The sequence below is a fragment of the Rhodococcus sp. 06-470-2 genome, from assembly GCF_002258235.1.
Lineage (GTDB): Bacteria > Actinomycetota > Actinomycetes > Mycobacteriales > Mycobacteriaceae > Rhodococcoides.
In genome coordinates this window covers 85,847-108,646 of record NZ_NOYB01000010.1, presented here as the reverse complement: position 1 = coordinate 108,646, position 22,800 = coordinate 85,847, and the positions used below count along the sequence as shown (strand labels likewise).

Genomic DNA, 22,800 nt, shown 5'->3' with positions numbered 1-22,800 from the left:
CGCTCCTCACCTCGCTCAACGAACCGACACTGCACCTACTGACTCCGACGCACCGGCTCGTCGAACGGTTCCACCTGCTTCGAAGAAAAATGGACGGGTTCACGGGCTAAGAACACACCGCGATCGAGTCCGCGGAATCGCTCCAGCCCCCGCTCGAGTGCGGACAGATCGCGATCGCAGGCAGACAGCAGTGCCGATCGGTGGTCGGCTAGCCGACGAAGCTCGGCGTCCACCTCGGCGAGTGCGACATCGATGCGGGCCACAGCACCGCGATCCGCAGTCGCGACGGCGGACGCGAGCATCGACTCGGCATCGAGAATCCGCGAGAGCACGTGCTGCTCCACCGACGATCTCACCCGGGCCAGGCTTTCCTGTGTCCAGCCGCGCAGTCGGGCCCGATCGGCCACCAGCGCCCGTGACCGCGTGATCCACCAGGCGAGCGCACCTCCGAGGACGAGTGCGATCACGGTGTTGGCGACTGCCCAGGCGGGCACCAGCGCCATCGGCGACACCACCAGCCGCCCGAGTCCTACCCCCGCCGACGCACCGACGACGATCATGACCGCATCCTCGATCCCCCGCCGCCGGGACGGCTCCCCGATGTCGAGCGGGGAGTCCTCGACATTCGATTCCGCCTGCGCCGGCGTGAGCCCGAGATCGGTCTCCACTGCCCGCAATCGCGCTGTGACCGCCGCGTCGGCCCGATTGCGGGCTTCGCGCGCGGACTCGGCGACATGTACGGGAAGGTGAGTGAGTTCGGCACGCCCCGACCCGTCTATCGTGCGCTTGAACTCGGCGAGCAGGGCGCGAAAATCTTCGGCGGCAGCATGGAGGGACTCCACCCGCACCCGTTGAATTCGATTGTGCAGCAATGCCCGTCGGTCGCCACCGAGATTGTCCCGTTCGCCGACGAGCTCGGCTCGCCGCGCACGGAGTTCGGCCGTGTCACCTCCCCCGGTCACCGCGCGCGCTCTCGCCACGATCGACGATTTGGCTCCGGCTGCGCAGTCCTGCACTGCCGCAACGTATTTGCGCTGGGATCCGATAGCTGCGGCCTGCAGCAGCAGCGCGCCGAGCCGGTCCGCCACCGCTCCGAGACCCGACTCCGCGGACATCGCGGCGTCACCGCTGTCTCGGCCCGTCCGCGCCGACCGAACCGAGATCGGGTGGAACGTGCACTCCACCGCCCGTGGGACACACTCGGCCACGACATCGCTGTCGGCGGAGACCACCTCACGCCAGTCTCGATGCACGTCGATCTTGTTCACCAGGAACAGGACCGGCGTGGATTCGAGGGCTGCTCGCCATTGCTCGACCTCGACGCGGCCCACCGGAGCCGACGCGTCGACGACGACCATCACGACCGCGGCATCGGACATCGAGTCCGTGAAGCCGACGGTGGAACCACCGAGTCGGGACAGCTCCCGGCGGAGTTCGGACTTGCCCGATCCGGGGGTCCCGGTGAGATGAACCCCGGCGGGTCGACTGACCCTTGCCCGTTCGATCTCGTCGAGTGCACCCGAATTCCAGCGTCGGAGAACGCTTTTCATGTCTTCCGACAGGGGCGTCATCGGCGCAGCATTCGTACGTGTCCTCGGCACAGCGCGAGTGCCGCGCGACGCACGTCGGGGTCCCCGGCAGCAGCCGCACGCTGTTTCCACAGCACCGCCTGTTCCAGCGCGACCTCCTCCGAACCGGTCTCGATCGGCACCCCGAGACGTAGAGCCGCGTGGCGCATCTCGGCAGCTACCGCCTCGTCCGAGGCCAGGTACGACTCGACGGCGGCACGAGCCCGCCGGTTCCGGGCGGAGATCCGGTGCAGTCTGCGATGCAGCTCGACGTCTCGAGCCGCCGCGGCCGCCGAGACGGCGGTGGAGACCGCGGCGATGACGGCGTCGGCACCGGTGGCATCGGCGAGCATCCGTACGGCATCACCGTCGGACACAGCCGTTGGTTGCCGCAGCAGGTCGACGAGCAGGGCGAGACCTCGAAGTTCGATGCATTCGATCAGCGCTTCTCTTCGAGACGTCGACACCGCGAGATCGGCGGCGCGAAACCGATCGACGGTCATCAGGTCGGTCGGACGCAGATCGGCCGCTGCGACGGCGCGCACGTCGGACATGTCCAGAGGCGCGCCGACTCGGCCCACTCCCCGCAATCCCGCCGCGGTGGTTCCCATCAACGGCAGAACCGTCCGCCCCAGCTGCTCCGCTGCCGCTGCGGCCGCGGCTGCGGGATCGTCGAGTGTGTCCGCCTTGGTCAGCACGACGACGGTCCCGTCCGGAGGATCGCTCGGCCGAGAACTCAGCAGTGCAGTGTCGACCGGCGACACCGCACCCGCGATCACGTGGACGAGCACCTCGCCCTCGCTGCTGTCCGCTCTGCCCTCGCGCCATCGGACATCGAGGCCGTCGACATCGAGCGGCGCCGCGTCGAGAACCGCGAGCACCGCGGATTTCCCGACGCCGGAGCGGCCGGTCACCCGTGCGGTCATCGGCCGTAGGCGATCGTGGACGGCGGTGTCGACGGACTCGCGTGCGTCGCTCGACGCAACGCGGTCACGCAACAGGCCAAGACCGACCTCGGCGACATCCATGATCGATTCCCCCACCGACGACCCGCCGCCCACGTCGAGAGGCGACGCACAGCCCCCTGCTGCGGCACCGATTCTGGCACATGTGGGCGCTCACGAGCCGACCGTCGGGAATTGCATCGTTGTAATTAGCCGGGCTCGTCCCACCGCTGATCAGCGGTGGGACGGTAAGTCTCAACTTCAACTCGAGACCCACCTGTCACACGCCCCGTCGATGCGCGACAATGGACCGGTGAACGAGCCCCAGGACCCCTCTGTCGACACCGAGGACAATGCCGTGAAGACCCAGGAACGGGGCTCACGGCTGTACCCCCGCGTGACGAGTTTCCGCTCTCGGCGCGGAGCGCTGACCGAAGCGCAGCAGACCACCTGGGACAACCTGTGGCCGCGCATCGGCCGCGACGTCGCCGACGAGCAGATCGACATCGACGCCTGGTTCGGCCGCAGCGGTCCGGCGATTCTCGAGATCGGCTCGGGTACAGGCACCGCGACCACGGCGATGGCCTCGGCCGAGCCGCACGTCAACCTGATGGCCGTCGAGGTCTACCGGCCCGGCCTGGCCCAGACACTGCAGCAGATCGAACGCGAAGGCATCGAGAACGTTCGGTTGCTGCGCGGTGACGCGATGGACGTGCTCGAGAACATGCTGACCTCGGAATCGTTGACCGGCGTGCGCGTCTTCTTCCCCGACCCGTGGCCCAAGGTTCGACACCACAAGCGTCGCCTGCTGCAGGGTCCGACGTTCGCGATGATCGCGGATCGGTTGAAGCCCGGCGGCGTTCTGCACGTGGCAACCGATCATGCCGAATACGCTGAGTGGATTGCCGAGGCCGGGAACGCCGAGCCCGGTCTGACCGTTCTCGATTGGGAGTCGCCCATGACACACGAGCGACCGGTGACCAAGTTCGAGGGCAAGGCACAGCTGGTCGGTAGCTCGGTGACGGAATTGATCTGGGGAAAGAAGACAGCATGAGCGTCAGTACGGACATGCCCGACACCGTGGTCGACCCCTCAGAACTCGGCGCACTCGGTGAATCGCGCCACAGCAAACGCGTCCTGCTGGTGTGGGACGCCCCGAACCTGGACATGGGACTCGGCGCAATTCTCGGTGGCCGACCCACCGCTGCGTACCGTCCGCGCTTCGATGCCCTGGGCCGATGGCTGCTCAGCCGCACTGCCGAGCTCTCCACCTCCGGCACCGCGACGCTCGAACCCGAGGCCACGGTGTTCACCAACATCGCCCCCGGCAGCGCAGATGTCGTCCGACCCTGGGTCGAAGCATTGCGTAACGTGGGTTTCGCGGTGTTCGCCAAGCCCAAGGTCGACGAAGACAGTGACGTCGACGCAGACATGCTCGACCACATCGACTTCCGCAACCGTGACGGCGGCCTCGCCGGTGTCATGGTCGCGTCCGCCGACGGTCAGGCGTTCAAGGGTCCACTGGAGGCCATCGCAGCAACCGGAGTGCCCGTGCAGGTGCTGGGCTTCCGGGAGCACGCAAGCTGGGCTGTCACGTCGGACATCCTGGAGTTCCTCGACCTCGAGGACATTCCGGGCGTCTTCCGTGAGCCACTGCCACGGGTGAGTCTCGATTCGCTTCCCGACGAAGGTGCGTGGCTGCAGCCCTTCCGACCGCTGTCCGCCCTGCTCGTCGGGCGCCAAGGAGTTTCTTAAGTGTTCGCCAGATGGGGAGACATCGTCTACCGCCTGCGGTACACCGTTATCGGTGTCATGGTGGCCGGACTGCTGGGCTTCGCTGCCTACGGTCTCGATCTCAACAGCCATCTCAGTCAGAGCGGTTGGGACGATCCGACGTCGGAATCGGCCCAGGCTGCCCGTCTGGCGGACACGACGTTCGGTCGCGACAAGCAGGGTGACGTCATCGTCCTCTACACCGCACCCGAGGGCTCGACGATCGACGATCCCGAGTTCCAATCCAAGATCGTCGCCAACCTCGATTCGCTCGCCGCCGACCACCCGAACGAGATCGAGAAGGTCAACGGCAGCTACTTCCGCACGGCAACTGCCCCGAACCTCGCCGCCCTCGGTACCACCGACAAGCAACACGCAATCGCCAGCATTGCGATCGCCGGTGCCAACGACACCGAGCTGACCAACAACTTCCAGGCCGTCAAGGACGTCTTCTACATCGACGGTGTGAACGTGCAGGTGACCGGCTTGCAGGCCGTCGCAGGCGCGTTGCAGTCGACGATGGCAGGCGACATCCACCGGATGGAATTGCTGGCCATCCCGGCAGTGGCCGTACTGCTGTTCTTCATCTTCGGTGGCGTCGTCGCGGCTGCCCTCCCGCTGATCATCGGTGGCCTGACGGTCGTCGGCGCCAACGGCATCGTGAAGGTGTTCACCAACTTCACCGAGGTCAACTCATTCGTCGCACCCGTAGTCTCACTCGTCGGCCTCGGGCTGGCCATCGACTACGGATTGTTCATCGTCTCGAGATTCCGAGAAGAACTGGGCGACGGCTACTCGACGCCACAGGCCGTGCGCCGCACCGTCATGACGGCCGGTCGCACCGTGGTGTTCTCCGCAACGATGATCGTCGCGTCCCTCGGTGGTCTGCTGCTGTTCCCGCAGGGCTTCCTCAAGTCGGTGGCCTACGGCTCCATCGCAACAGTGGCTCTCGCAGCTCTGACGGCCATCACGATCCTGCCCGCGATGCTCGCCATCCTGGGACCCCGCGTCGACGCCCTCGGCCTCAAGTTCATGCGCAAGACCAAGTCCAGCGAGGAGATCGAGAACGGCATGTGGGGCCGTCTCACTCGTTGGGTGATGCGCAACCCCGTCAAGGTCACCGTCCCGATCGTGCTCGGCCTGGTGCTCCTGACGCTGCCGGTCGGCAACATCAAGTTCGGCGGCATCAACGAGACCTACCTACCGCCCGACAACGTCACCCGCGAAGCGCAGGGCGAGTTCGATTCGCTCTTCCCCGGCCAACGGACCGAACCCATCAAGCTGGTGATCAGCAACGCGCAGGGTGCCAACCTCGCCGCGATCACCAACCAAGCGAACAATGCTCCCGGCCTGGTCGAGCAGTTCTCTCCGGTCGGTGCCAGCAAGGACGGGATCATCGTCTTCAAGGCAGGACTGGTCGATCGCAACGACTCCAAGCCCGCCATCGACTTCCTGCGCAGCATCGACGTGCCGGACGGAGCGTCGGTTCTCGTCGGCGGCACCCCTGCCATCGAGCAGGACTCCATCAGTGCGCTCATCGACAAACTTCCGCTGATGGCCGTGCTCGTGGTGTTCATCGTGACCCTGCTGATGTTCCTGACGTTCGGATCGTTGGTGCTGCCGATCAAGGCGGTGCTCATGACCGTCCTCGGTCTCGGAGCAACCATGGGCATCCTGACGTGGATATTCATCGACGGCAACGGTGCGGGGCTGATGAACTTCACTCCCGGGCCGATCATGGCTCCGGTTCTGGTGCTGATCATCTCGATCGTGTTCGGCTTGTCCACGGACTACGAGGTGTTCCTGCTCTCTCGTATGGTCGAAGCGCGCGAGAAGGGCGCGAGCACAAGCGAAGCCATCCGTATCGGAACCTCGCATACCGGACGCATCATCACCGCAGCGGCCCTGATCCTCATCGTCGTGACCGGGGCGTTCGCGTTCTCCGATCTGGTGATGATGAAGTACATCGCCTACGGCATGATCGCGGCCCTCATCATCGACGCCACCCTCATCCGCATGTTCCTCGTGCCCGCCACGATGAAACTGCTCGGCGACGACTGCTGGTGGGCCCCGCAGTGGATGAAGCGGATTCAGCAGAAGCTCGGACTCGGCGAGACCATCCTCGAGGACGAACTGCTTCCCATGGCGGACGTGCCCGAGCTCGCTCTCGCGGGCGGTGCACCGTCGAGTACGGTCGCGCCGCCGATGCGTCCGGCACCGCGCCGCAGCGAGCCGCTCACCGAACCCATTCCCGTGGTCGCACCGCACGGCGGGGGCCCGATCCGAGCGACCCACGCGGCGAAGGAAGAATCCCGACGCAGTGTGACGGGGCGTCCGGCAACCCCACCCGAGCCGACCCGTGCGGCTCCCGCCACGCCTGCGGCACCGGCTGCTCGACCTACCCCGACTCCCCCTCGGACCCAGGCCGCTCCGCAGGAACGACCGGCTCCCAGGCCTGCCCCGAGCCGGCCGGTTGCGCCGCGGCCGACCGTCGAACCGGAACCGACCCAGGCAGCGGAGGTCGTCCGGCCCGCACCGCCGGTCAACCCGGTGGCAGCTCCCCCGTCGGCGGAGCCGCCCCGCGCACCGAGCGCACCGCGTCCACCCGCAGCGCCGCCGAGCCGAACCCGGGCCGCACGCGCGCCTCGCGCCGAGGAACCGGATTCCCGTTCCATCGAGAGCTGGCTCGCCGACCTGCGAGCACCCAGCGCATCACCACCCCCGAGCACACCGCGCAACGGTTCGACCGCCAACGGGTCCGATCACAACGGATCGAACCACAGCGGTGCGAACCACGGCGCTTCGAACCACAGCGCTACGAACCACGGCGGTCGCGACGAGACCGGCTCCCCGCAGAACGGTTCCGATCGCAACGGCCACAGCAACGGGTCCGAACGAAACGGCACCGACCGAAACGGCACCAACGGGACGGATCGCAACGGCACCGAGCAGACCGGTACCGAACGCAACGGCAGCAACGGATCCGTGTCGAGCGAGCCACGGTCCGAGAAGCCGTCGGGCCGCCGATCCGCACCGACCACCGAGGGTGGCGACAGCGGTCGTCATCGCGGCGGCGAGAACGGACAGGTGCTCAGCGTCAGCGAATTGCTCGCACGCGAGCGCAACCGTTCACGTTGACGCTCGTGTGATCGGCTAACCTCCCTGAGCCGAGGTTCACTCACGTGGCGGCGGTAGTCGCGTGCATCCAGGGGGAGTACACACGTGTTCGTTCGATGGGGAAAGTTCGTCCACCGACTCCGGTACACCGTTCTCGGTGTCATGGTGGCCGGGCTGTCGCTCCTGGCCGCGTACGGCTGGGATCTCACCGACCACTTGAGCCAGAGCGGCTTCGACGATCCGACGTCGCAATCCGCGGCTGCGAACAACCTTGCCGAGGCGACGTTCGGCCGTAACACCGAGGGCGATGTGATCGTCCTGTACACCGCTCCGGAGGGGTCGACCATCGACGACCCGGCGTTCGACGCTGCGGTCGTCGGCAGTCTCGATTCGCTGGTGGCCGATCACCCGGACCGCATCGCGAAGATCAACGCCAGCTACTTCCGAACTGCCGAGGCCCCGGTGCTGGCGGCGCTCGGAACCACCGACAAGCAGCACGCCATCGCGAGCATCGCCATCGTCGGTACCGACGACACCGAGCTGACCGAGAACTTCCAGGCCGTCCAGAACGCGTTCTACATCGACGGCGTCGACGTACAGGTCGCCGGCCAACAGGCCGTGGCGGCCGCCCTGCAGTCGACGATGACCGACGACATCCATCGAATGGAAATCCTTGCCATCCCGGCGGTGGCAGTGCTGCTGTTCTTCGTGTTCGGCGGCGTCGTGGCCGCTGCGCTGCCGCTCATCGTCGGCGCGCTGACCGTCGTCGGCGCCAACGGCATCGTGAAGCTGTTCACCCACGTCACCGACGTGAACACCTTCGTTGCACCGGTGGTGTCGCTGGTCGGACTCGGCTTGGCGATCGATTACGGACTGTTCATCGTGTCGCGTTTCCGAGAGGAACTGGGCGACGGCCGGTCGACGCCTGATGCCGTCCGTCGATCGGTCATGACGGCCGGTCGGACGGTGGCGTTCTCGGCGACCATCATCGTCGCGTGCCTCGGTGGTCTGTTGCTGTTTCCGCACGGGTTCCTGCGGTCGGTCGCCCTGGGTTCGATCGCGACGGTCGCTCTCGCGGCACTGAACGCGATCACCATCCTGCCGGCCATTCTGTCGATTCTCGGCCCACGCGTCGATGCCCTCGGCCTGGCGTTCATGCGCAAGACCAAGTCGTCGGAGGAAATCGAGAACGGGATGTGGGGCAAGCTCACCACCTGGGTGATGCGCAACCCCATCAAGGTGGTCGTCACCATCGTGCTCGGGCTGCTGGCGTTGACGCTTCCGATCGGGAACCTCGCGTTCGGCGGCATCAACGAGACGTATCTGCCACCGGACAATCCGACGCGGGTGGCGCAGGAACGGTTCGACGAACTGTTCCCCGGCCAGCGCACCGAGCCGATCGAATTGGTCATCCAGAACGCCCAGGGGTCGAACCTGGCCGCCATCACCACCCAGGCGAACAACGCACCGGGCCTGGTCGAGCAGTTCACCCCGGTCGGTGCCAGCAAGGACGGGATCATCGTCTTCAAGGCCGGACTCGTCGATCGCAACGACGCAGCGCCCGCCATCGAGTTCCTGCGCAGCATCGACACTCCCGAGGGCACCTCGATGGAGGTGACGGGAACGCCTGCGATCGAACGGGATTCGATCGATGCGCTGGTCGATCGTCTACCCCTGATGGCGGTGCTGGTCGTCATCGTCGTGACCGTACTGATGTTCCTGACGTTCGGATCCTTGGTGTTGCCGATCAAGGCGGTGCTGATGACGACCCTCGGGCTCGGTGCCACGATGGGCATTCTGACGTGGATCTTCATCGACGGCCACGGCGCGGCGTGGCTGAATTTCACGCCCGGGCCGATCATGGCGATGATTCTGCTGTTGATCGCAGCCATCGTGTTCGGGCTGTCCACCGACTACGAGGTGTTCCTACTCTCTCGTATGGTCGAGGCACGTGAAAATGGTTCCAGCACAAGCGAAGCCATCCATATCGGCACTTCGCACACCGGCCGCATCATCACCGCGGCAGCATTGATCCTCATCGTCGTCACCGGAGCGTTCGCGTTCTCGGATCTGGTGATGATGAAGTACATCGCGTACGGCATGATCGCTGCCCTCATCATCGACGCCACCGTCATTCGCATGTTCCTGGTGCCCGCGACGATGAAATTGCTCGGCGACGCAAGCTGGTGGGCACCGGCGGGCATGAAGCGCATGCAACGCAGACTCGGACTGGGCGAAACGGCTCCGAAAGACGACTGACGCGCCGCCGCCCCCACAACGCGTCAATGGACCACTGCACCGCCGAGACGTATGCAATGGTCCATTGATGCGGTGTGGCCGGGCTCGGGTCGGACGCGTGAATGGACCACTGCACTCCTCAGACGTATGCAATGGTCCATTCACGCGGTGTGGGGAGGTCAGGAAGACACTGCCGCACTCTCTCGGTCCGCGAAAACCTTCGCGTAACGGGTGCCCGCGATCAGCAGCAGTAGTCCCACTGCGATGAAGGCGATGACTCGGAACAGTCCGTCCAGGGCGACGAGGTCGAACAGGAACAGTTTTGCGATGGCCGCCGCGGTCAAGGACAGTCCGGCCAGCAGTGCCAGATGCGCGTGGGTGACACTGCGCAGCCCGAATGCCAGGAGTGCGAAGGCTGCGATCATCCACTCGATGGTCGCCGCGGTGTGGCCTGCAGTGAATCCCGTTGTTTCGCCACCGATTCCGATGCCGAGGGTCACCGTTGCCGCCGTCAGGCCGTACAGCGCGAGTACGCCGGAGACGATGGCAAGGGTCCGCAGCCCGTCGTCGACCGGTTTCAGTTCGGCCAGCACGTACGCGAAGGCGAATGCCGTTGCAGCGAGCAGGATTCCGCCCAGGGCGATACCGACGCTGCCCACTGCGTGATCGGAGTCCAGCAGCGCCTGCGGCGGACTGACCGAGACGAACATCAGTGCGCCGATCACGCCGAATCCGCTGCCGATCGAGTATGCGAGTGTCGAGCGGGTGCTGTGGGCCACCGCGATCAGTGCCGACGCGACGGCGAACAGCACCACCGGGCGAATCTCGAGGGTCGTCGACTCGACTGCGGCCTGCAGCGTCGCCAGCGCTCCGATCACCGCGACGGCGATGCGAGCGTGCCCTGGCAACCACCTCACCAGAATTACGATCGCCACGGCTGCAGCAGCAAGAACCAGTTGGACAGAGACGGTCGCGGCGCGATCGAAAACGTCGGCAGAGACCAGCACCGGCACAGACGCGAGAGCGATCATGACGGTGGCGACCACATCGGAGACGTTGCGGCGCAGCAACTCCAGTGAGGTTCCGATCCCGAAGACGGCCACCGACACGACGGCCAGGAGCAGCCAGAGGTCGCCGGTGGATCCGGACAGATCGACACTCGCGATGGCAGCCAGCACCGCACCGACGAGGGGTACGGTCCGAACGACCTGCAGGAGTGGCCAATTGCGGCCGATCTGAGCCGGAAAGCTGGCGACGTACGTGGCGATGAGGAATGCGATCAGGGTCAGGGTGAGGCCGTCGGTCAGCACCGGTCCACACACCGCGACACCGGCGAGAATCAGCACCGCCATCGGCTGCGACGTCCACTGCACTGCGAGTGCCGTTCCGGCTGCGGCAATTCCGAATGCGGTGATCAGCCCGAGTACGGGATCGAGCCAGCCGTACAGGACGGACGTCGCGAGTACATCGAGGTACAGGCCCGCGATGCCGGTGGCGGCGAGGGCTATTCCGCCGATGCGTCCGCCGGAGCGGCCGAACACTCGGACACCTGCACCGATCAGCGCGAGTGAGAACACTGCGCCCGCGGCGACCCGCAGCGTAGGGCCGAACCACCCGGCCTGTGCGGCGAGGACGAGCAGCATCACGACACCGACGAGGGTGACGCCTGCGCCTGCGACAGCCAGCAGACGACTGATGACACCGTCACGCTGCCACCACGGTTCGCGCGGCGGAGCCGGCGGGCGAGGCGCGACGACCGGTCCACTGGGTGGTGCGGGGTAGGTCATGGTGGGCTGGGGCCGAGCTGCCTGCTGCCCCACCGGCTGACGGACGATGTGGCCGAACGGCTGACCGTAGGGCTGCGGAGGCAGCGGTGGTGACGCCACCGGAGGCGCAACGGCAGGAGCTGCCGGTGCCGACGCCTGCCGCGTGGGAGCGGGAGCCGTTGTGGCACCGAGCTGGGACTGCAGGTTCTGCAGGTCGACGGCCACCTGGCGCATGTGGTCGCCCAATGAATCGAAGCGGCTGGACAGTCGCGCGACGAGTTGCGGATCCAGCCCGGAGCTCTGGGGAGAAGTCATGGGTTAGATCCTGCGACCGTGGCGGCCGGAAAGCGTGAGTAGTGCTACTCGGATTGCTCGAGTAGAAGCGCCTCGCTAGCCGAACATACGACGGATCGAGCTACCGAAGGGATGCTTGGCGGTCACCGAACCCAAGCGAACCTTGCCCGAGACCACGAGATGCAGCGGCCCGTACGGAGGCCCGGTGCGGACCTTGTTGGTGGCGCTACCCGCCACCGTCTCGACGCGGTTGAGATCGACTGTCGCTTCGGTGGGCACGATCAGTGTCACGGTGCTGCAGTAGTCGTCGACGTGAATCTCGACCACCTGCGTGGACATGACCGCCTGGGTGAAGTCGAGTGTCACCGTCGACATGCGGGTGGAGACGCGCATGCTCGGCGGCACGTTCCACGGTCCCTTGCGGGTGATGGTGGACATGGTGCCGCGCAGTGTGTCCGACGCGCCGCTGCCGTGTCCCCAATGCTCGTGAACGACGCGGCGCGTCGTCGGTTGCGGGGTGGGCGCGGGAAAGGGCTTCGGTGCCGGGCGATGTTCCTCGGCGATCTGCATTCCGGGCAGGTCGGCGAGTACCGAGTTCAGTTCACCGCGGGTCTTCGACGCCAATGCGGTGTCCATTCGCTCGGTGAACTCACCGAGCGACAACATGCCCTGGCCCACCGCGCGCTGCAGCAGCTGCCCGACGTGTTCGCGTTCGGCATCGGACACTCTCAGATCCCTCGCCTCCATGGGTTCAGGGTAGCGAAGATCTCAGGCTGCGCGACCGCCGAGAACGGAGAGCATTCCGGACACCGACGCCGGCCATCCGAACTGTTCGGCGCGCAACCTGGCGGCGATGCGGCGGCCGTCGACCGGTAGTTCGAGTACTCGTTCGATCTCGGCGGCGAATCCGTCTGCGGTGTTCTCGGAGGATCCGCCGCAGTGTGGGGTGACGATCTGCGCCAACGCCGAGGTCTCGGAGACGACGACGGGGGTGCCTGCGGCGAGCGATTCCAAGGCAGCGAGGCCGAACGTCTCGTGTGGTCCCGGTGCGAGAGCGATGTCCGCAGAGGCCAGCAGGGCTGCGACGGCCGCTCTGCCGTCGACGAAGCCGAGGAAGTCGACGGGTAGGCCGCGGGCACGTCGTTCGAGGCCGGCTCGACGGGGGCCGTCGCCGGCGATGATCAGCCGCGCCCGCATTCCCGAATCACACAGCGCAGCAAGCGAATCGATACTTCTCTCGACGTGCTTCTCCACCGACAGCCGGCCGCAGTGCACCAGCAGGCGATCGGCGTCGCCCAACCAAGCCGACCGGTTGCCCACGTGCCGACGCCGCGGATGGAACAGGTCGAGGTCCACGCCGAGCGGCACTCGGTGCACGTTGCGCACTCCGATGCGCTCGAATTCCTGCTGCGCGAACTCCGTGGTGCACACGACGGCGTCGTACTGCTCGGCCGTACGCCGATTGGCCAGGTCCGCGATGGGGCGAGCACAGCGCATCGGCATCGTCTGCGCGAGCAGACGGTCCAGACGTTCGTGAGAGATCATCACGCTGCGCACGTCTCGGCGCGCGGCCCAGGCACCCATGCCGCGCAGTGTCAGTCGGTCCGATACCTCGATCACGTCGGGCCGCAATCCGGCCGCCACCGAGGACACTCGGCGCGGGTCGGCCACCCGATACCCACCGGTGAGCGGAATCCGCGGTGCCGGCACCTCGATGCGCACCACTCCCGACGGGAGCAGCGTCTCACTCCGTCGCTCGCCCGGCACGATCAGAGTCACCTCGTGGCCGCCGGCCACGTACCCCGATCCGAGCTGGTCGACGGCCGTCCGCAAGCCGCCGGACCTCGGTCCGTAGAAGTTGGCCACCTGCACGACGCGCACCCGACCAGTCTCCCCAGCCGAGAGTCCGCCCGACGGCGCGGTGATGGACAGTGGCCGAACCCTCACGTAATTCTGTGTGGGGATCGCTACCAACGGGTAGGTGAGGCAGATGCGAGTGACTCTGCAATCGACCGGTAACGCCCCCGCCCCCGAGGTCTGGGAACGCTACATGGAACCGACGGCCTGGAAGACCTGGGCTCCACAGATCATCGGCGTCGAGTACCGCGGTGAGCGCCTGGACGCCGACACCACCGGCCGAGTGCTGGGGCCGCTCGGGCTGCCGATCGACTTCCGGGTGCATTCGGTCGACGAGCGATCGTGGACGTGGGCATGGTCGGCCTGGTTCCAGAATCAGGCCATCGGGGTCGACCTGACGCACGGCGTCGTCTCACGACCCAACGGGACCAGGGCGTGGCTGACGATCGACGGCCCACTGCCACTGGTTCTGCCGTACGTGCCGATCGCCAAGTTCGCGCTCGGCAGGTTGTGCAGTCCGTAGCGCTACTCGGACCGTGTGACGGTCTTCTCCTCGGACTTGTCGGCCACGTCGGTCGGCTCGGGCGTCGGTAGCGAGGACTCCTCGCCCGACCCGTCCAGGTGGCCGTCGAACTCGTCGATCGCCTCGTCGCGCTCGGCACCGGTCTGATCGAGATCGGCGTCGACCCCCTTCGAGTGCTTCGCCGGGTCGACGGTGGTGTCCACTGCATTTTCGTTGTCGGTCATGGAATGCAGAGTGCCCCTCGGCTACCGACGCAAACCCTCACAGCCCTTTTTCGATGACGTATCGGGTCAGTTCGACGCGGTTGGCCAGCTGCAGTTTTCGCAAGGTCGCCTGGACGTGATTCTCGACGGTGCGATGGCTGAGCGTCAGTCGGGTCGCAATCTGCTTGGCGCTCAATCCTTTTGCGACCAGGCGCAGTACTTCGGTCTCGCGGTCGGTCAGCGTCGGGCGAGTGTCGGATGCAGGCTCGGGCGAGGACGACATCCGCCGGAACTCTCCGAGTACCAGGCCCGCGAGGCCGGGAGTGAACACCGCCTGCCCGGCCGACGTGGCACGGACCGCGTCGAACAGTTCTTCGGCCGATGCGCTCTTGACCAGGTAACCGGTCGCACCCGCCTTGATCGCGTCGAGCACGTCGCTGCGTTCGGCGGAGGCCGAGAGCACCAGGATCTTGGTCTCGGGCGAGGCGTCCAGGACGGCGACGGTGGCATCGGCTCCGTTGCCGTCGGGCAGATGCATGTCCATCAGCACCACATCGGGTGTGGTCGCTCGGGCGCGGCGCCCCGCAGCGGCAACGCCGTCCGCGGTGGCGACTACCCGGAATCCGGCGGCCTCGAGATCCCGGGCGACACCGTCGCGCCACATCGGGTGGTCGTCGACGACCATCACCGCGATGTCGGCATTCGCTTCCTCTGTCATTCCGGTCCCTTCGCTCGCGGAATGCGGATCTCCCATTCGGTTCCCTCACCCTCGTCGGTGTCGAGTATCGCAGTACCGCCGAGAGATTCGACGCGGCCGAGGATCGATTTCGAGACGCCCATCCGACCTTCGGCCTCGGCGGCGGCGAGCCGTCCGGCAGGGATTCCGCGGCCGTCGTCGCGGATACTGACGATCAATTCCCCGTCGACGTCCTCGAGCAACACGTAGGCCTTCGCATCGGCTCCCGCGTGGAGTTCGACGTTGGACAGTGCGGTGGCCACGACGGCGGCGAGTTCCTCGGCGACGTCGGATTCGACCAGCACGGGATCGGCGGGCGTCGAGACCGAGATCGATGTGCCCGCCTGAGTTCGCAGCAGCGCCCTGACGTCGACGATCGAGCCGGTATGGTCGTCCCGAGGAGCTGCCTGTTCCGAGATCAGCACACGCAGAGCCACTTCCTGCTCGCCGGCCAGCTCGGCGAGTTCGGCTGCCGGCCCGCCTATTTCGAGACCACGCCGTCGTACCAGGGCCAGGACCTGCAGCACTCCGTCGTGCACCTGCCGGGCCAGCCGCTCTCGCTCCTCGGTGATCGCGGCCGATAGTGCTGCGCGGCGCAATTCTTCGTGGGCGCGCCTGGCGGTGTTCGACGCCAGTCCCAGTGCCAGTCCGGCCGAGAGCAGGACCGGGGCGGTGGCATCGGACCAGAGATCGGAGTCGAAGCGGTCGCGGACGAGTGCGCTGACCACCGACATCGCCACCCCCGATGCAATTCCGCCCTTGGGGCCCAACAAGATTGCGGCAGAGATGACGGCGTTGGTGGCCCACAGCGTGGTCGGCAGAGTTTGGCGGGTGCTGTACCAATCGTAATCGGCCACCAACCTCGTCGACGCCATCAGCGCGATGACGATGACCTGATCGGCGAGCACCACCTGCCAGCGTGGCAGTGATGCGCGTGCGAGCATCAGCGCCGATGCCCCGGACCACACGGCCATCAGAGCGACGAGGAACCAGCTCAGCCGCGGGTTGGTGTAATTGTCCACGGTCGCGGCCTGATAACTGATCGCGTAGACCAGTGTGATCAGCCGGAAAGCCTGCGAGGCCCGCCAGAGCGGGGTGTCGGGATCGGACGAGGTGAGCGTGGTCCGTACCCGGTCAGCCGTCCGCATCGGTCTTCGGACCTGCTGTCTCGGTATCGGCAGCCTCGGTATCCGGGGTCGTCAACTCTCCCTTGGCAAGCCGCTCAGGCACGTCGCTTCCGGGCGGAGTGTCCGGATTGCTCGGCTCGGCGGAATACAGCGGGTCGGGCACCTCGAGTTCCTCGTAGACCTCGTCCGGGTCGTCGGCGAGCAGCGACCGCACGGCGGTGTTGAGGACGGCGACGATCGGCACCGCCAGCAGGCCTCCGACGATGCCCGCGAGCAGAATGCCGACGGTGATGGACAGGACCACCGCCAACGGGTGCAGTCGCACGGCGCGGCCCAGCAGGAGTGGTTGCAGCACATGGCCTTCGAGCTGCATGACGGCCACCACTATGCCGAGGGTGATCACCGCGGTGATCAGGCCCTTGGTGACCAGTGCGATGAACACCGCGACGAATCCGGTCAGCACCGCACCGATGATGGGGATGAATGCTCCGATGAACACCAACGAGGCCAATGGAAGCGCCAGTGGCACACCGAGAATGGCCAGACCGGCACCGATCCCGACGGCATCGGCGGCTGCGACGGCAACCGTCGCCCTGACGTATCCCACCAGGGACCCGAAGCCCTGGATGCCGGCGGTGCGGATTCTTCTGCGGGCCGCGGTCGGCGCCAGTCGGGTGACGAACTGCCAGATCTGATCGCCGCCGTACAGGAAGAAGATGAGGGTGAACAGTGTCAGCAGTGCGCCGGTGAGAATTTCACCGATCACCGCTGCGGTCGTCAGGGCTCCGCTCGTAACGGCTTCCTGATTGTCCTGAATGACCTTGACGAGGCTGTCGGTGGCCTGCCTGATCTGATCCTCGCTGATGTGCAAGGGACCGTTGCTGAGCCATTCTTCGATGCCGTTGATGGACTGGGTGAACTGGTCACCCACCTGCGGCAGGCCTTCGATGAACTGCTCGACGATGAAGGTCATGATCCCGGCGACTACGCCGATGCTGGCGATGATCACGACGATCACCGCGACGGCACGTGGCACTCCGCGTCGGTGCATCCAATCGACGACGGGAACGAGCATCGCCGACGCCAGGAGCGCCAGGCCCAACGGAATGACGACGGTGCTGAGCTTGGCCACCACCAGGCAGAACGTGATGAATCCGGCAAACAGGACAAGCAGTCGCCACGTCCATTCCGCGCCGACCCGCACCAGCGGATGCACCGAATCCGCAGCCGAAGTGGGGCCCGGGGACGCCCCCGTACCTTGCGCCCGCAACTCGTCGGTGCTCACCCGCTAAATTTAACCCGTGCTGGCATCTTTCCGAGCGGTCTCGCTCACCCTGAAGAGTCGCTGGCCGCTCTATATGCTCTCGATGCTCATCGCCAACGTCTTCGGCGCGGTCCTCGTGTTCGCCTTCGTGCGATACGGCCTGCCCATCCCCGAATCGCAATCGATCGTCGCCGACCGCGTGCGCAACGTGTACATCTTCGGGGCGTACCTACTGGTGGCCCTGGTCGTCAGCCTGATCTATGCGTACTTCCTCCTGCGGTCGGTGATCAGGTGGCAGCTCCGCGGCGGCCCACCCACCCGCAAGGAACAGATGACGACGCTGCACGCGCCGTTGCGTCAGGCGATCGTGCACCTCATCCTCTGGATCATCGGCGGCATCATCTTCGTGCTGCTGACCATCGCGGAGATGCCGTCGCTGTCCATCGCCGTCATCGTTACCGTCGGTATGGCCGCCACCGTGACGTTCGGATTCACGTACATGCTCGGCGAACGGATCCTGCGACCGGTCGCAGCACTGGCGTTGAGCGAGGGCCGATTCGACCGCACCATGACGCCCGGCGTCGGCACCCGCATGGCCATGACGTGGGGACTGGGCACCTTGATGCCCGTCATCGGCATCATCCTGCTGTGCGCCACGCAGATCACCACCGATCTGGTGTTCTCTCCCAACGCGCTCGCGGTGGCCATAATCCTGCTCAGCGTGCTGGCGATCGTGCAGGCGTTCGTGCTCTCGATGCTCACCGCGAGCCAGATCTCCGACCCGATCAGCCAGCTGCACCGCGCTATCGAGCGCGTTCAGCGCGGCGAGACCGACGTCGAGGTCGACGTGTTCGACGGCTCCGAGATCGGACGCCTACAGGTGGGCTTCAACCGAATGATGGAGGAATCGGCCGAACGACGCGTCCTGCGAGAGCTGTTCGGCCAACACGTCGGTGAGGACGTGGCGCGTCGGGCATTGCAGTTCGGAACCGAACTCGGCGGTGAGACACGATTCGTCGCAGTGCTGTTCGTCGACATGGTCGGCTCCACGGCCACCGCCTCCGAGCGCCCACCGGGCGAGGTCGTGGTGCTGCTCAACGAGTTCTTCCGAGTGGTCGTAGACGTCGTGGGACGTCATCACGGCTTCGTCAACAAATTCATGGGCGACGCGGCCCTCGCGATCTTCGGTGCCCCACTCGATCGTCCCGACGCCCCGACCGCCGCGCTCGCCGCCGCGCGCGAACTGAGATTCGCGCTCGACGAGATCACCGGCCTCGACATCGGCATCGGTGTATCCGCGGGTCTGGCCGTCGCCGGAAACATCGGTGCGTCGGAGCGCTTCGAGTACACGGTCATCGGAGACCCGGTCAACGAGGCCTCGCGACTCACCGAGCTCGCCAAACTGCGTCCCGGACGCGTCCTGGCGTCGACCTCGGCCCTGTACTTCGCCGACGACGAGGAACAGGAACAGTGGGAGCTGGGAGACCAGGTGCAACTGCGTGGTCGACGACGGGCCACCCACCTGGCCTGGCCGGTGGACTATCCCGATTCCTCCTCGCGCGACAGTTAGTCTGACAGGGTGCCCGACCCCAGCTCCACCCGCGGACCCGCAGTGCGGCGTCCGCGAAACCGACTGCGGTGGGTCAAGTGGATCGCCGGAATCGCCCTGGTGGCGCTCCTGGTCGGCGAGGCGATCTACCTGTGGCCGCGGCTGCACGAATCCTGGACAGCCGTCCGCGAGATCCACTGGGGTTGGCTGGCAGCCTGCATAGTCGCCCAAGCGGTGTCGCTGAGCGCTTTCGGCAGGGTGCAGAAGCAGTTGCTCGACGCAGGCGGAGTGAAGGTGCGTCAGCGCAAATCCGTGGCGGTCATCTACGGCAGTACCGCGATGGCGCTCACCCTGCCCGCAGGCCAGGTGTTCTCCACGGCGTTCACCTATCGCGAGACACGCCGCTGGGGAGCGAGCCCGGTCGTTGCGTCCTGGCAGTTGGCGATCTCCGGCGTCATCGCCGCGGCAGGACTGGCCGTGCTCGGCGTTGCGGGCGGACTGGTGGTCGGCAGCTCGTTCAACACGTTCACCGTGGTGCTTCCGATCGCAGGCGTCATCGCCATCGTCGCCGCCGTTCGCTACATCTCCGATCACCCCGAGTCGATCAAGACCGTCGCGCGCTGGGGACTGCGGAGATACAACGCGGTCCGCAACCACGAACTCGACGCGGGTGCCGAGGGGATCGACAAGATCATCGGCCAGATCCAGTCCGTTCAGCTCGGCAAACGCGACGGGGCGCTCACCCTCTCGTGGTCGGCCGTGCATCGACTCGGCGACGTCGCCTGCCTGGCGTTCGCGTGCTTCGCCGTCGGCGCAGATCCGCGACTGTCCGGTTTGCTCATCGCTTTCGCCGCGGGCAAAGCCGTCGGATCCGTTCCCCTCGCACCCGGTGGCCTCGTCGTCGTCGACGCCACCCTCATCGCGTTCCTCACCAGCGCTGCCTCGATCAGCGCATCGCAGGCCGTCGCCTCGGCCCTGGTGTACCGCGGCGTGAGTTTCATCCTCGTCGCCATCGTCGGGTGGATCGTGTTTCTCGTGCTGTTCCGCAAGCACCAGCACGCCGATCTCGAGTTCGACATCGCACTCGAGCAGCAGGAGACCGCCGAGCTGCGACGTACCGAGGACATCCGCGACGCCAAGGGCGATCCGGAGACCGCGTAGCGTCACGAGCTGTGTTGTCCGTCACCTTCTGTTCACTCGGAATATATACGGACCCTGGTCCGCTTGTGTACTATCAGCATTGAAACTTCAACCCCTAGGAGTCCCCATGACCACCGCGATCGCACTTCCCGAGCTCACCGCAGGCACCTGGGTCATCGACCCGGCGCACTCCACCGTCGGATTCACCGTCCGCCACCTGGTGGTCAGCAAGGTCCGTGGCCGTTTCCAGAACTTCAGCGGCACCATCACCGTTGCCGAGGACGGCACGCCGTCGGTCGACGCCGAAATCGACGTCGCGTCCATCACCACCGACAACGAGCAGCGCGACGGCCACCTCAAGACCGCCGACTTCTTCGAGGTCGAGAAGTTCCCCAACGCGACGTTCAAGTCCACCTCGGTCAAGGCCGACGGCGGAGACTTCGTCGTCACGGGCGACTTCACCCTCCACGGCGTCACCAACTCCATCGATCTCAAGCTCGAGTTCAACGGCGTCAACGCAGGCATGGGCAACGGACCGGTCGCCGGCTTCGAGGCCAGCACCGTCATCAACCGCAAGGACTTCGGCATCAGCATCGACATGCCCCTCGAAGGCGGTGGCGCTGTCGTCGGCGACAAGATCACGCTGAACCTCGAAATCGAGGCCGGACTGCAGGCGTAAGTCCGCCTCGCTTCGCAGCCTCTTCCGGATCAATGCGACTTCGTTGCAGTCCACGCGACTGACACCCACATCGATCCGCACCGAGTGGTCCCCCGAACGGCCCGCACCGCATTCGTCGGTGCGGGCCGTTCGCTGTCGGTGTCTACAGTGGTGCGCGTGAAGTTTCGTTCCCCAGTAGTTGCTGCCGTCATCGACCTGCTCATGGTCGTGCTGTTCGCCGCGATCGGTCGGCGCAGTCACGCCGAAGCCACCGCACTGTCCGGCCTGTTCCACACCGCCTGGCCGTTCGTCGTCGGTGCCGCCATCGGCTGGATCATCGCGTTCGCCTTGTACCGCAACAAGTTCGACGCTTTCCTCATCGTCCCGACGGGCATCGTCGTGTGGGTGATGACGGTCGCGGTGGGCATGGTGCTGCGTGCGGTGACCGGGCAGGGAACAGCCGGATCGTTCATCGTCGTCGCAACGCTGTCCACCGCAGTTCTGCTGCTGGGTTGGCGAGCGCTGGCGAAGTTCGTGCCGAGCGTTCGTTGACTGCAGAGTTCGTCGAGAACGGCCTCGGCGCGATAGGATGATCCACGGTGCGCCGGGAAGTCTGGTCGGCAACAACTCTGTGCTGCGTACCCACTGCCTGACATTCGGTCGGTTCGCAGCTCAACGAAGCTACCGAAAGGCGTTCTCACCGTGACAGATTCGTCGACTCCACCCACACGATTGCCGCTGTTCTCCCGCGGCTCCTGGTCCGAGGCCGACCGCGTCGCGCAGATCCTTCGCAAGGAGACCGTCGGTGGAGCACTGCTTCTCGTCGCCACCCTCGTCGCACTGATCTGGGCCAACTCACCCTGGTCCGCGGCATACGACTCGCTGATGAGCACCCGGGTCGGCCCCTCGGCGCTCCATCTCGATCTGACGCTCTCGACGTGGGCCGCGGACGGGCTGCTGGCCATCTTCTTCTTCGTCGTCGGACTCGAGCTCAAGCGAGAATTCGTCGCGGGTGACCTGCGTGATCCGGCACGCGCCGCGTTACCGGTGGCCGCGGCGGTCGGCGGAATGGCAGTTCCTGCAGTCATTTTCGTCCTGATCAACCTCGGCACCGGAGACGGAGCTCTGCTCGGCTGGGCCATCCCGACGGCAACCGACATCGCGTTCGCCGTCGCCGTTCTCGCCGTGATCAGCACCCACCTGCCGACTGCATTGCGAACCTTTCTGCTGACTCTGGCCGTGGTCGACGACCTGCTGGCCGTCAGCGTCATCGCAATCTTCTACACCGACGACATCAACTTCGTCGCGCTCGGCCTGACACTGATTCCGCTCGCGCTGTTCGCCGTGGCCGTACAGATGCGCGTTCGCTCCTGGTGGATCCTGATCCCACTGGCTGTCGTGACCTGGGTTCTGATGCACGAGTCCGGCGTTCACGCCACCGTCGCGGGCGTCCTCCTCGGCTTCGCCGTTCCGGTCATGCGCAGCAAGGCCAACGGCGGCCCCGAAGCAGGCCCCGGCCTCGCCGAACACTTCGAGCACAAGATCCGGCCCATCTCCGCGGGCATCGCGGTTCCCCTGTTCGCATTCTGTGCGGCCGGTGTGACCGTCGGCGGATTCTCCGGCCTGGCCAGCGCGCTGACCGATCCGATCGCCATCGGCATCATCGCCGGCCTCGTCATCGGCAAGGCCATCGGCATCTTCGGCACCACGTACCTCGTCTCTCGGTTCACTCGGGCCACGTTGGACGCCGGACTGAAGTGGCTCGACGTTCTCGGTGTCGCGATGCTCGCGGGTATCGGATTCACCGTCTCGCTGCTCATCGGCGACCTCGCGTTCGGCGAAGGAACCGAGCGCGACGACCACGTCAAGGTCGGCGTCCTGACCGGTTCGATCATCGCGGCATCGTTGGCCGCCATCATCCTGCGCAGCCGCAACAAGGCCTACCGGGACTTCCACATCGAAGAAACCCGCGACGACGACCACGACGGCATCCCGGACGTGTACCAGAACCGGAAGTAGCGACCGTTGGAATCCCGACCGCTC

At 66.1% G+C, this 22,800-nt stretch carries 19 protein-coding genes; 10 read left to right on the top strand and 9 right to left on the bottom strand.

The features are described from left to right. Positions 1 to 35: 35 nt before the first annotated feature. Positions 36 to 1,571, bottom strand: coding sequence for a hypothetical protein (locus CH276_RS03850; protein WP_094630550.1), 1,536 nt, complete (start codon positions 1,569 to 1,571; stop codon positions 36 to 38). After that, positions 1,568 to 2,596, bottom strand: coding sequence for a hypothetical protein (locus CH276_RS03845; protein ID WP_094630551.1), 1,029 nt, complete (start codon positions 2,594 to 2,596; stop codon positions 1,568 to 1,570). The genes CH276_RS03850 and CH276_RS03845 overlap by 4 nt, the downstream gene beginning before the upstream one ends. A 211-nt stretch (positions 2,597 to 2,807) precedes the next feature. On the opposite strand from CH276_RS03845, the gene trmB reads away from it, so the two are divergent. The 4 genes from trmB to CH276_RS03825 all read left to right on the top strand — a co-directional run bounded on the left by trmB (position 2,808) and on the right by CH276_RS03825 (position 9,661). Continuing rightward, positions 2,808 to 3,566 carry a tRNA (guanosine(46)-N7)-methyltransferase TrmB gene (gene trmB / locus CH276_RS03840; protein WP_094630552.1) on the top strand — a complete coding sequence of 253 codons (759 nt, stop codon included), beginning with the start codon at positions 2,808 to 2,810 and terminating at the stop codon, positions 3,564 to 3,566. 14 nt (positions 3,567 to 3,580) lie between these two features. Beyond that, positions 3,581 to 4,267: an NYN domain-containing protein gene (locus CH276_RS03835; protein ID WP_230596976.1), complete on the top strand. Its 687-nt coding sequence runs from the start codon at positions 3,581 to 3,583 to the stop codon at positions 4,265 to 4,267. Continuing rightward, a complete protein-coding gene (locus CH276_RS03830) occupies positions 4,268 to 7,423 on the top strand; it encodes an MMPL family transporter (RefSeq protein WP_094630553.1) in 3,156 nt (1,051 codons plus the stop codon). It begins immediately after the preceding gene. 84 nt (positions 7,424 to 7,507) lie between these two features. Next, on the top strand, positions 7,508 to 9,661 hold the full coding sequence (locus CH276_RS03825) for an MMPL family transporter (protein WP_094630554.1): 2,154 nt from the start codon (positions 7,508 to 7,510) through the stop codon (positions 9,659 to 9,661). Between the two features lie 158 nt (positions 9,662 to 9,819). Here CH276_RS03825 and CH276_RS03820 read toward each other — a convergent pair whose 3' ends face one another. The 3 genes from CH276_RS03820 to CH276_RS03810 form a co-directional block, all read right to left on the bottom strand. Continuing rightward, positions 9,820 to 11,721, bottom strand: coding sequence for a DUF2339 domain-containing protein (locus CH276_RS03820; protein WP_176459092.1), 1,902 nt, complete (start codon positions 11,719 to 11,721; stop codon positions 9,820 to 9,822). 75 nt (positions 11,722 to 11,796) lie between these two features. Beyond that, positions 11,797 to 12,447 (bottom strand): DUF1707 SHOCT-like domain-containing protein, encoded by a 651-nt coding sequence (locus CH276_RS03815; RefSeq protein ID WP_094630555.1) that lies wholly within the window; start codon positions 12,445 to 12,447, stop codon positions 11,797 to 11,799. A 21-nt stretch (positions 12,448 to 12,468) separates the two neighbouring features. Further along, the gene (locus CH276_RS03810) at positions 12,469 to 13,581 is read right to left on the bottom strand and encodes a glycosyltransferase (RefSeq protein WP_094630556.1); all 1,113 of its coding nucleotides are present in this window, start codon (positions 13,579 to 13,581) and stop codon (positions 12,469 to 12,471) included. Positions 13,582 to 13,690: 109 nt separating this feature from the next. Between CH276_RS03810 and CH276_RS03805 the strand changes: the two genes are divergently transcribed. Beyond that, complete coding sequence (locus tag CH276_RS03805; RefSeq protein WP_032396662.1) at positions 13,691 to 14,080, top strand: hypothetical protein; 390 nt, start codon at positions 13,691 to 13,693, stop codon at positions 14,078 to 14,080. 2 nt (positions 14,081 to 14,082) lie between these two features. On the opposite strand, the gene CH276_RS03800 is transcribed toward CH276_RS03805, so the two are convergent. The 4 genes from CH276_RS03800 to CH276_RS03785 are packed head-to-tail and all read right to left on the bottom strand — an operon-like array spanning position 14,083 to position 17,362. Continuing rightward, positions 14,083 to 14,304 (bottom strand): hypothetical protein, encoded by a 222-nt coding sequence (locus tag CH276_RS03800; RefSeq protein ID WP_032396663.1) that lies wholly within the window; start codon positions 14,302 to 14,304, stop codon positions 14,083 to 14,085. Positions 14,305 to 14,341: 37 nt separating this feature from the next. Next, complete coding sequence (locus tag CH276_RS03795) at positions 14,342 to 15,001, bottom strand: response regulator (protein ID WP_032397249.1); 660 nt, start codon at positions 14,999 to 15,001, stop codon at positions 14,342 to 14,344. Then, positions 14,998 to 16,167 (bottom strand): MacS family sensor histidine kinase, encoded by a 1,170-nt coding sequence (gene macS / locus CH276_RS03790; protein WP_094630557.1) that lies wholly within the window; start codon positions 16,165 to 16,167, stop codon positions 14,998 to 15,000. Before macS ends, CH276_RS03795 begins: the two co-directional genes overlap by 4 nt. Continuing rightward, positions 16,154 to 17,362 (bottom strand): AI-2E family transporter, encoded by a 1,209-nt coding sequence (locus CH276_RS03785; protein WP_052683830.1) that lies wholly within the window; start codon positions 17,360 to 17,362, stop codon positions 16,154 to 16,156. Before CH276_RS03785 ends, macS begins: the two co-directional genes overlap by 14 nt. A gap of 142 nt (positions 17,363 to 17,504) precedes the next feature. Here CH276_RS03785 and CH276_RS03780 point away from each other — a divergent pair, with 142 nt between their 5' ends. The 5 genes from CH276_RS03780 to nhaA all read left to right on the top strand — a co-directional run bounded on the left by CH276_RS03780 (position 17,505) and on the right by nhaA (position 22,776). Continuing rightward, positions 17,505 to 18,980 carry an adenylate/guanylate cyclase domain-containing protein gene (locus CH276_RS03780; RefSeq protein WP_045200526.1) on the top strand — a complete coding sequence of 492 codons (1,476 nt, stop codon included), beginning with the start codon at positions 17,505 to 17,507 and terminating at the stop codon, positions 18,978 to 18,980. Between the two features lie 9 nt (positions 18,981 to 18,989). Beyond that, positions 18,990 to 20,120 carry a lysylphosphatidylglycerol synthase transmembrane domain-containing protein gene (locus CH276_RS03775; RefSeq protein ID WP_094630558.1) on the top strand — a complete coding sequence of 377 codons (1,131 nt, stop codon included), beginning with the start codon at positions 18,990 to 18,992 and terminating at the stop codon, positions 20,118 to 20,120. A gap of 106 nt (positions 20,121 to 20,226) precedes the next feature. Then, positions 20,227 to 20,778, top strand: coding sequence for a YceI family protein (locus tag CH276_RS03770; RefSeq protein ID WP_094630559.1), 552 nt, complete (start codon positions 20,227 to 20,229; stop codon positions 20,776 to 20,778). A 147-nt stretch (positions 20,779 to 20,925) separates the two neighbouring features. After that, complete coding sequence (locus CH276_RS03765; RefSeq protein ID WP_176459091.1) at positions 20,926 to 21,309, top strand: DUF3054 domain-containing protein; 384 nt, start codon at positions 20,926 to 20,928, stop codon at positions 21,307 to 21,309. 150 nt (positions 21,310 to 21,459) lie between these two features. Continuing rightward, complete coding sequence (nhaA, locus tag CH276_RS03760; protein WP_094630560.1) at positions 21,460 to 22,776, top strand: Na+/H+ antiporter NhaA; 1,317 nt, start codon at positions 21,460 to 21,462, stop codon at positions 22,774 to 22,776. Positions 22,777 to 22,800: the final 24 nt, after the last annotated feature.

Bases quoted from the DNA above. Each gene is read 5' to 3' on its own strand.
- CH276_RS03850 (WP_094630550.1), bottom strand. From the start codon at position 1,571: ATGACGCCCCTGTCGGAAGACATGAAAAGCGTTCTCCGACGCTGGAAT.
- CH276_RS03845 (WP_094630551.1), bottom strand. From the start codon at position 2,596: ATGGATGTCGCCGAGGTCGGTCTTGGCCTGTTGCGTGACCGCGTTGCG.
- trmB (WP_094630552.1), top strand. From the start codon at position 2,808: ATGCGCGACAATGGACCGGTGAACGAGCCCCAGGACCCCTCTGTCGAC.
- CH276_RS03835 (WP_230596976.1), top strand. From the start codon at position 3,581: ATGCCCGACACCGTGGTCGACCCCTCAGAACTCGGCGCACTCGGTGAA.
- CH276_RS03820 (WP_176459092.1), bottom strand. From the start codon at position 11,721: ATGACTTCTCCCCAGAGCTCCGGGCTGGATCCGCAACTCGTCGCGCGA.
- CH276_RS03815 (WP_094630555.1), bottom strand. From the start codon at position 12,447: ATGGAGGCGAGGGATCTGAGAGTGTCCGATGCCGAACGCGAACACGTC.
- CH276_RS03805 (WP_032396662.1), top strand. From the start codon at position 13,691: ATGCGAGTGACTCTGCAATCGACCGGTAACGCCCCCGCCCCCGAGGTC.
- CH276_RS03800 (WP_032396663.1), bottom strand. From the start codon at position 14,304: ATGACCGACAACGAAAATGCAGTGGACACCACCGTCGACCCGGCGAAG.
- CH276_RS03795 (WP_032397249.1), bottom strand. From the start codon at position 15,001: ATGACAGAGGAAGCGAATGCCGACATCGCGGTGATGGTCGTCGACGAC.
- macS (WP_094630557.1), bottom strand. From the start codon at position 16,167: ATGCGGACGGCTGACCGGGTACGGACCACGCTCACCTCGTCCGATCCC.
- CH276_RS03780 (WP_045200526.1), top strand. From the start codon at position 17,505: ATGCTCTCGATGCTCATCGCCAACGTCTTCGGCGCGGTCCTCGTGTTC.
- CH276_RS03770 (WP_094630559.1), top strand. From the start codon at position 20,227: ATGACCACCGCGATCGCACTTCCCGAGCTCACCGCAGGCACCTGGGTC.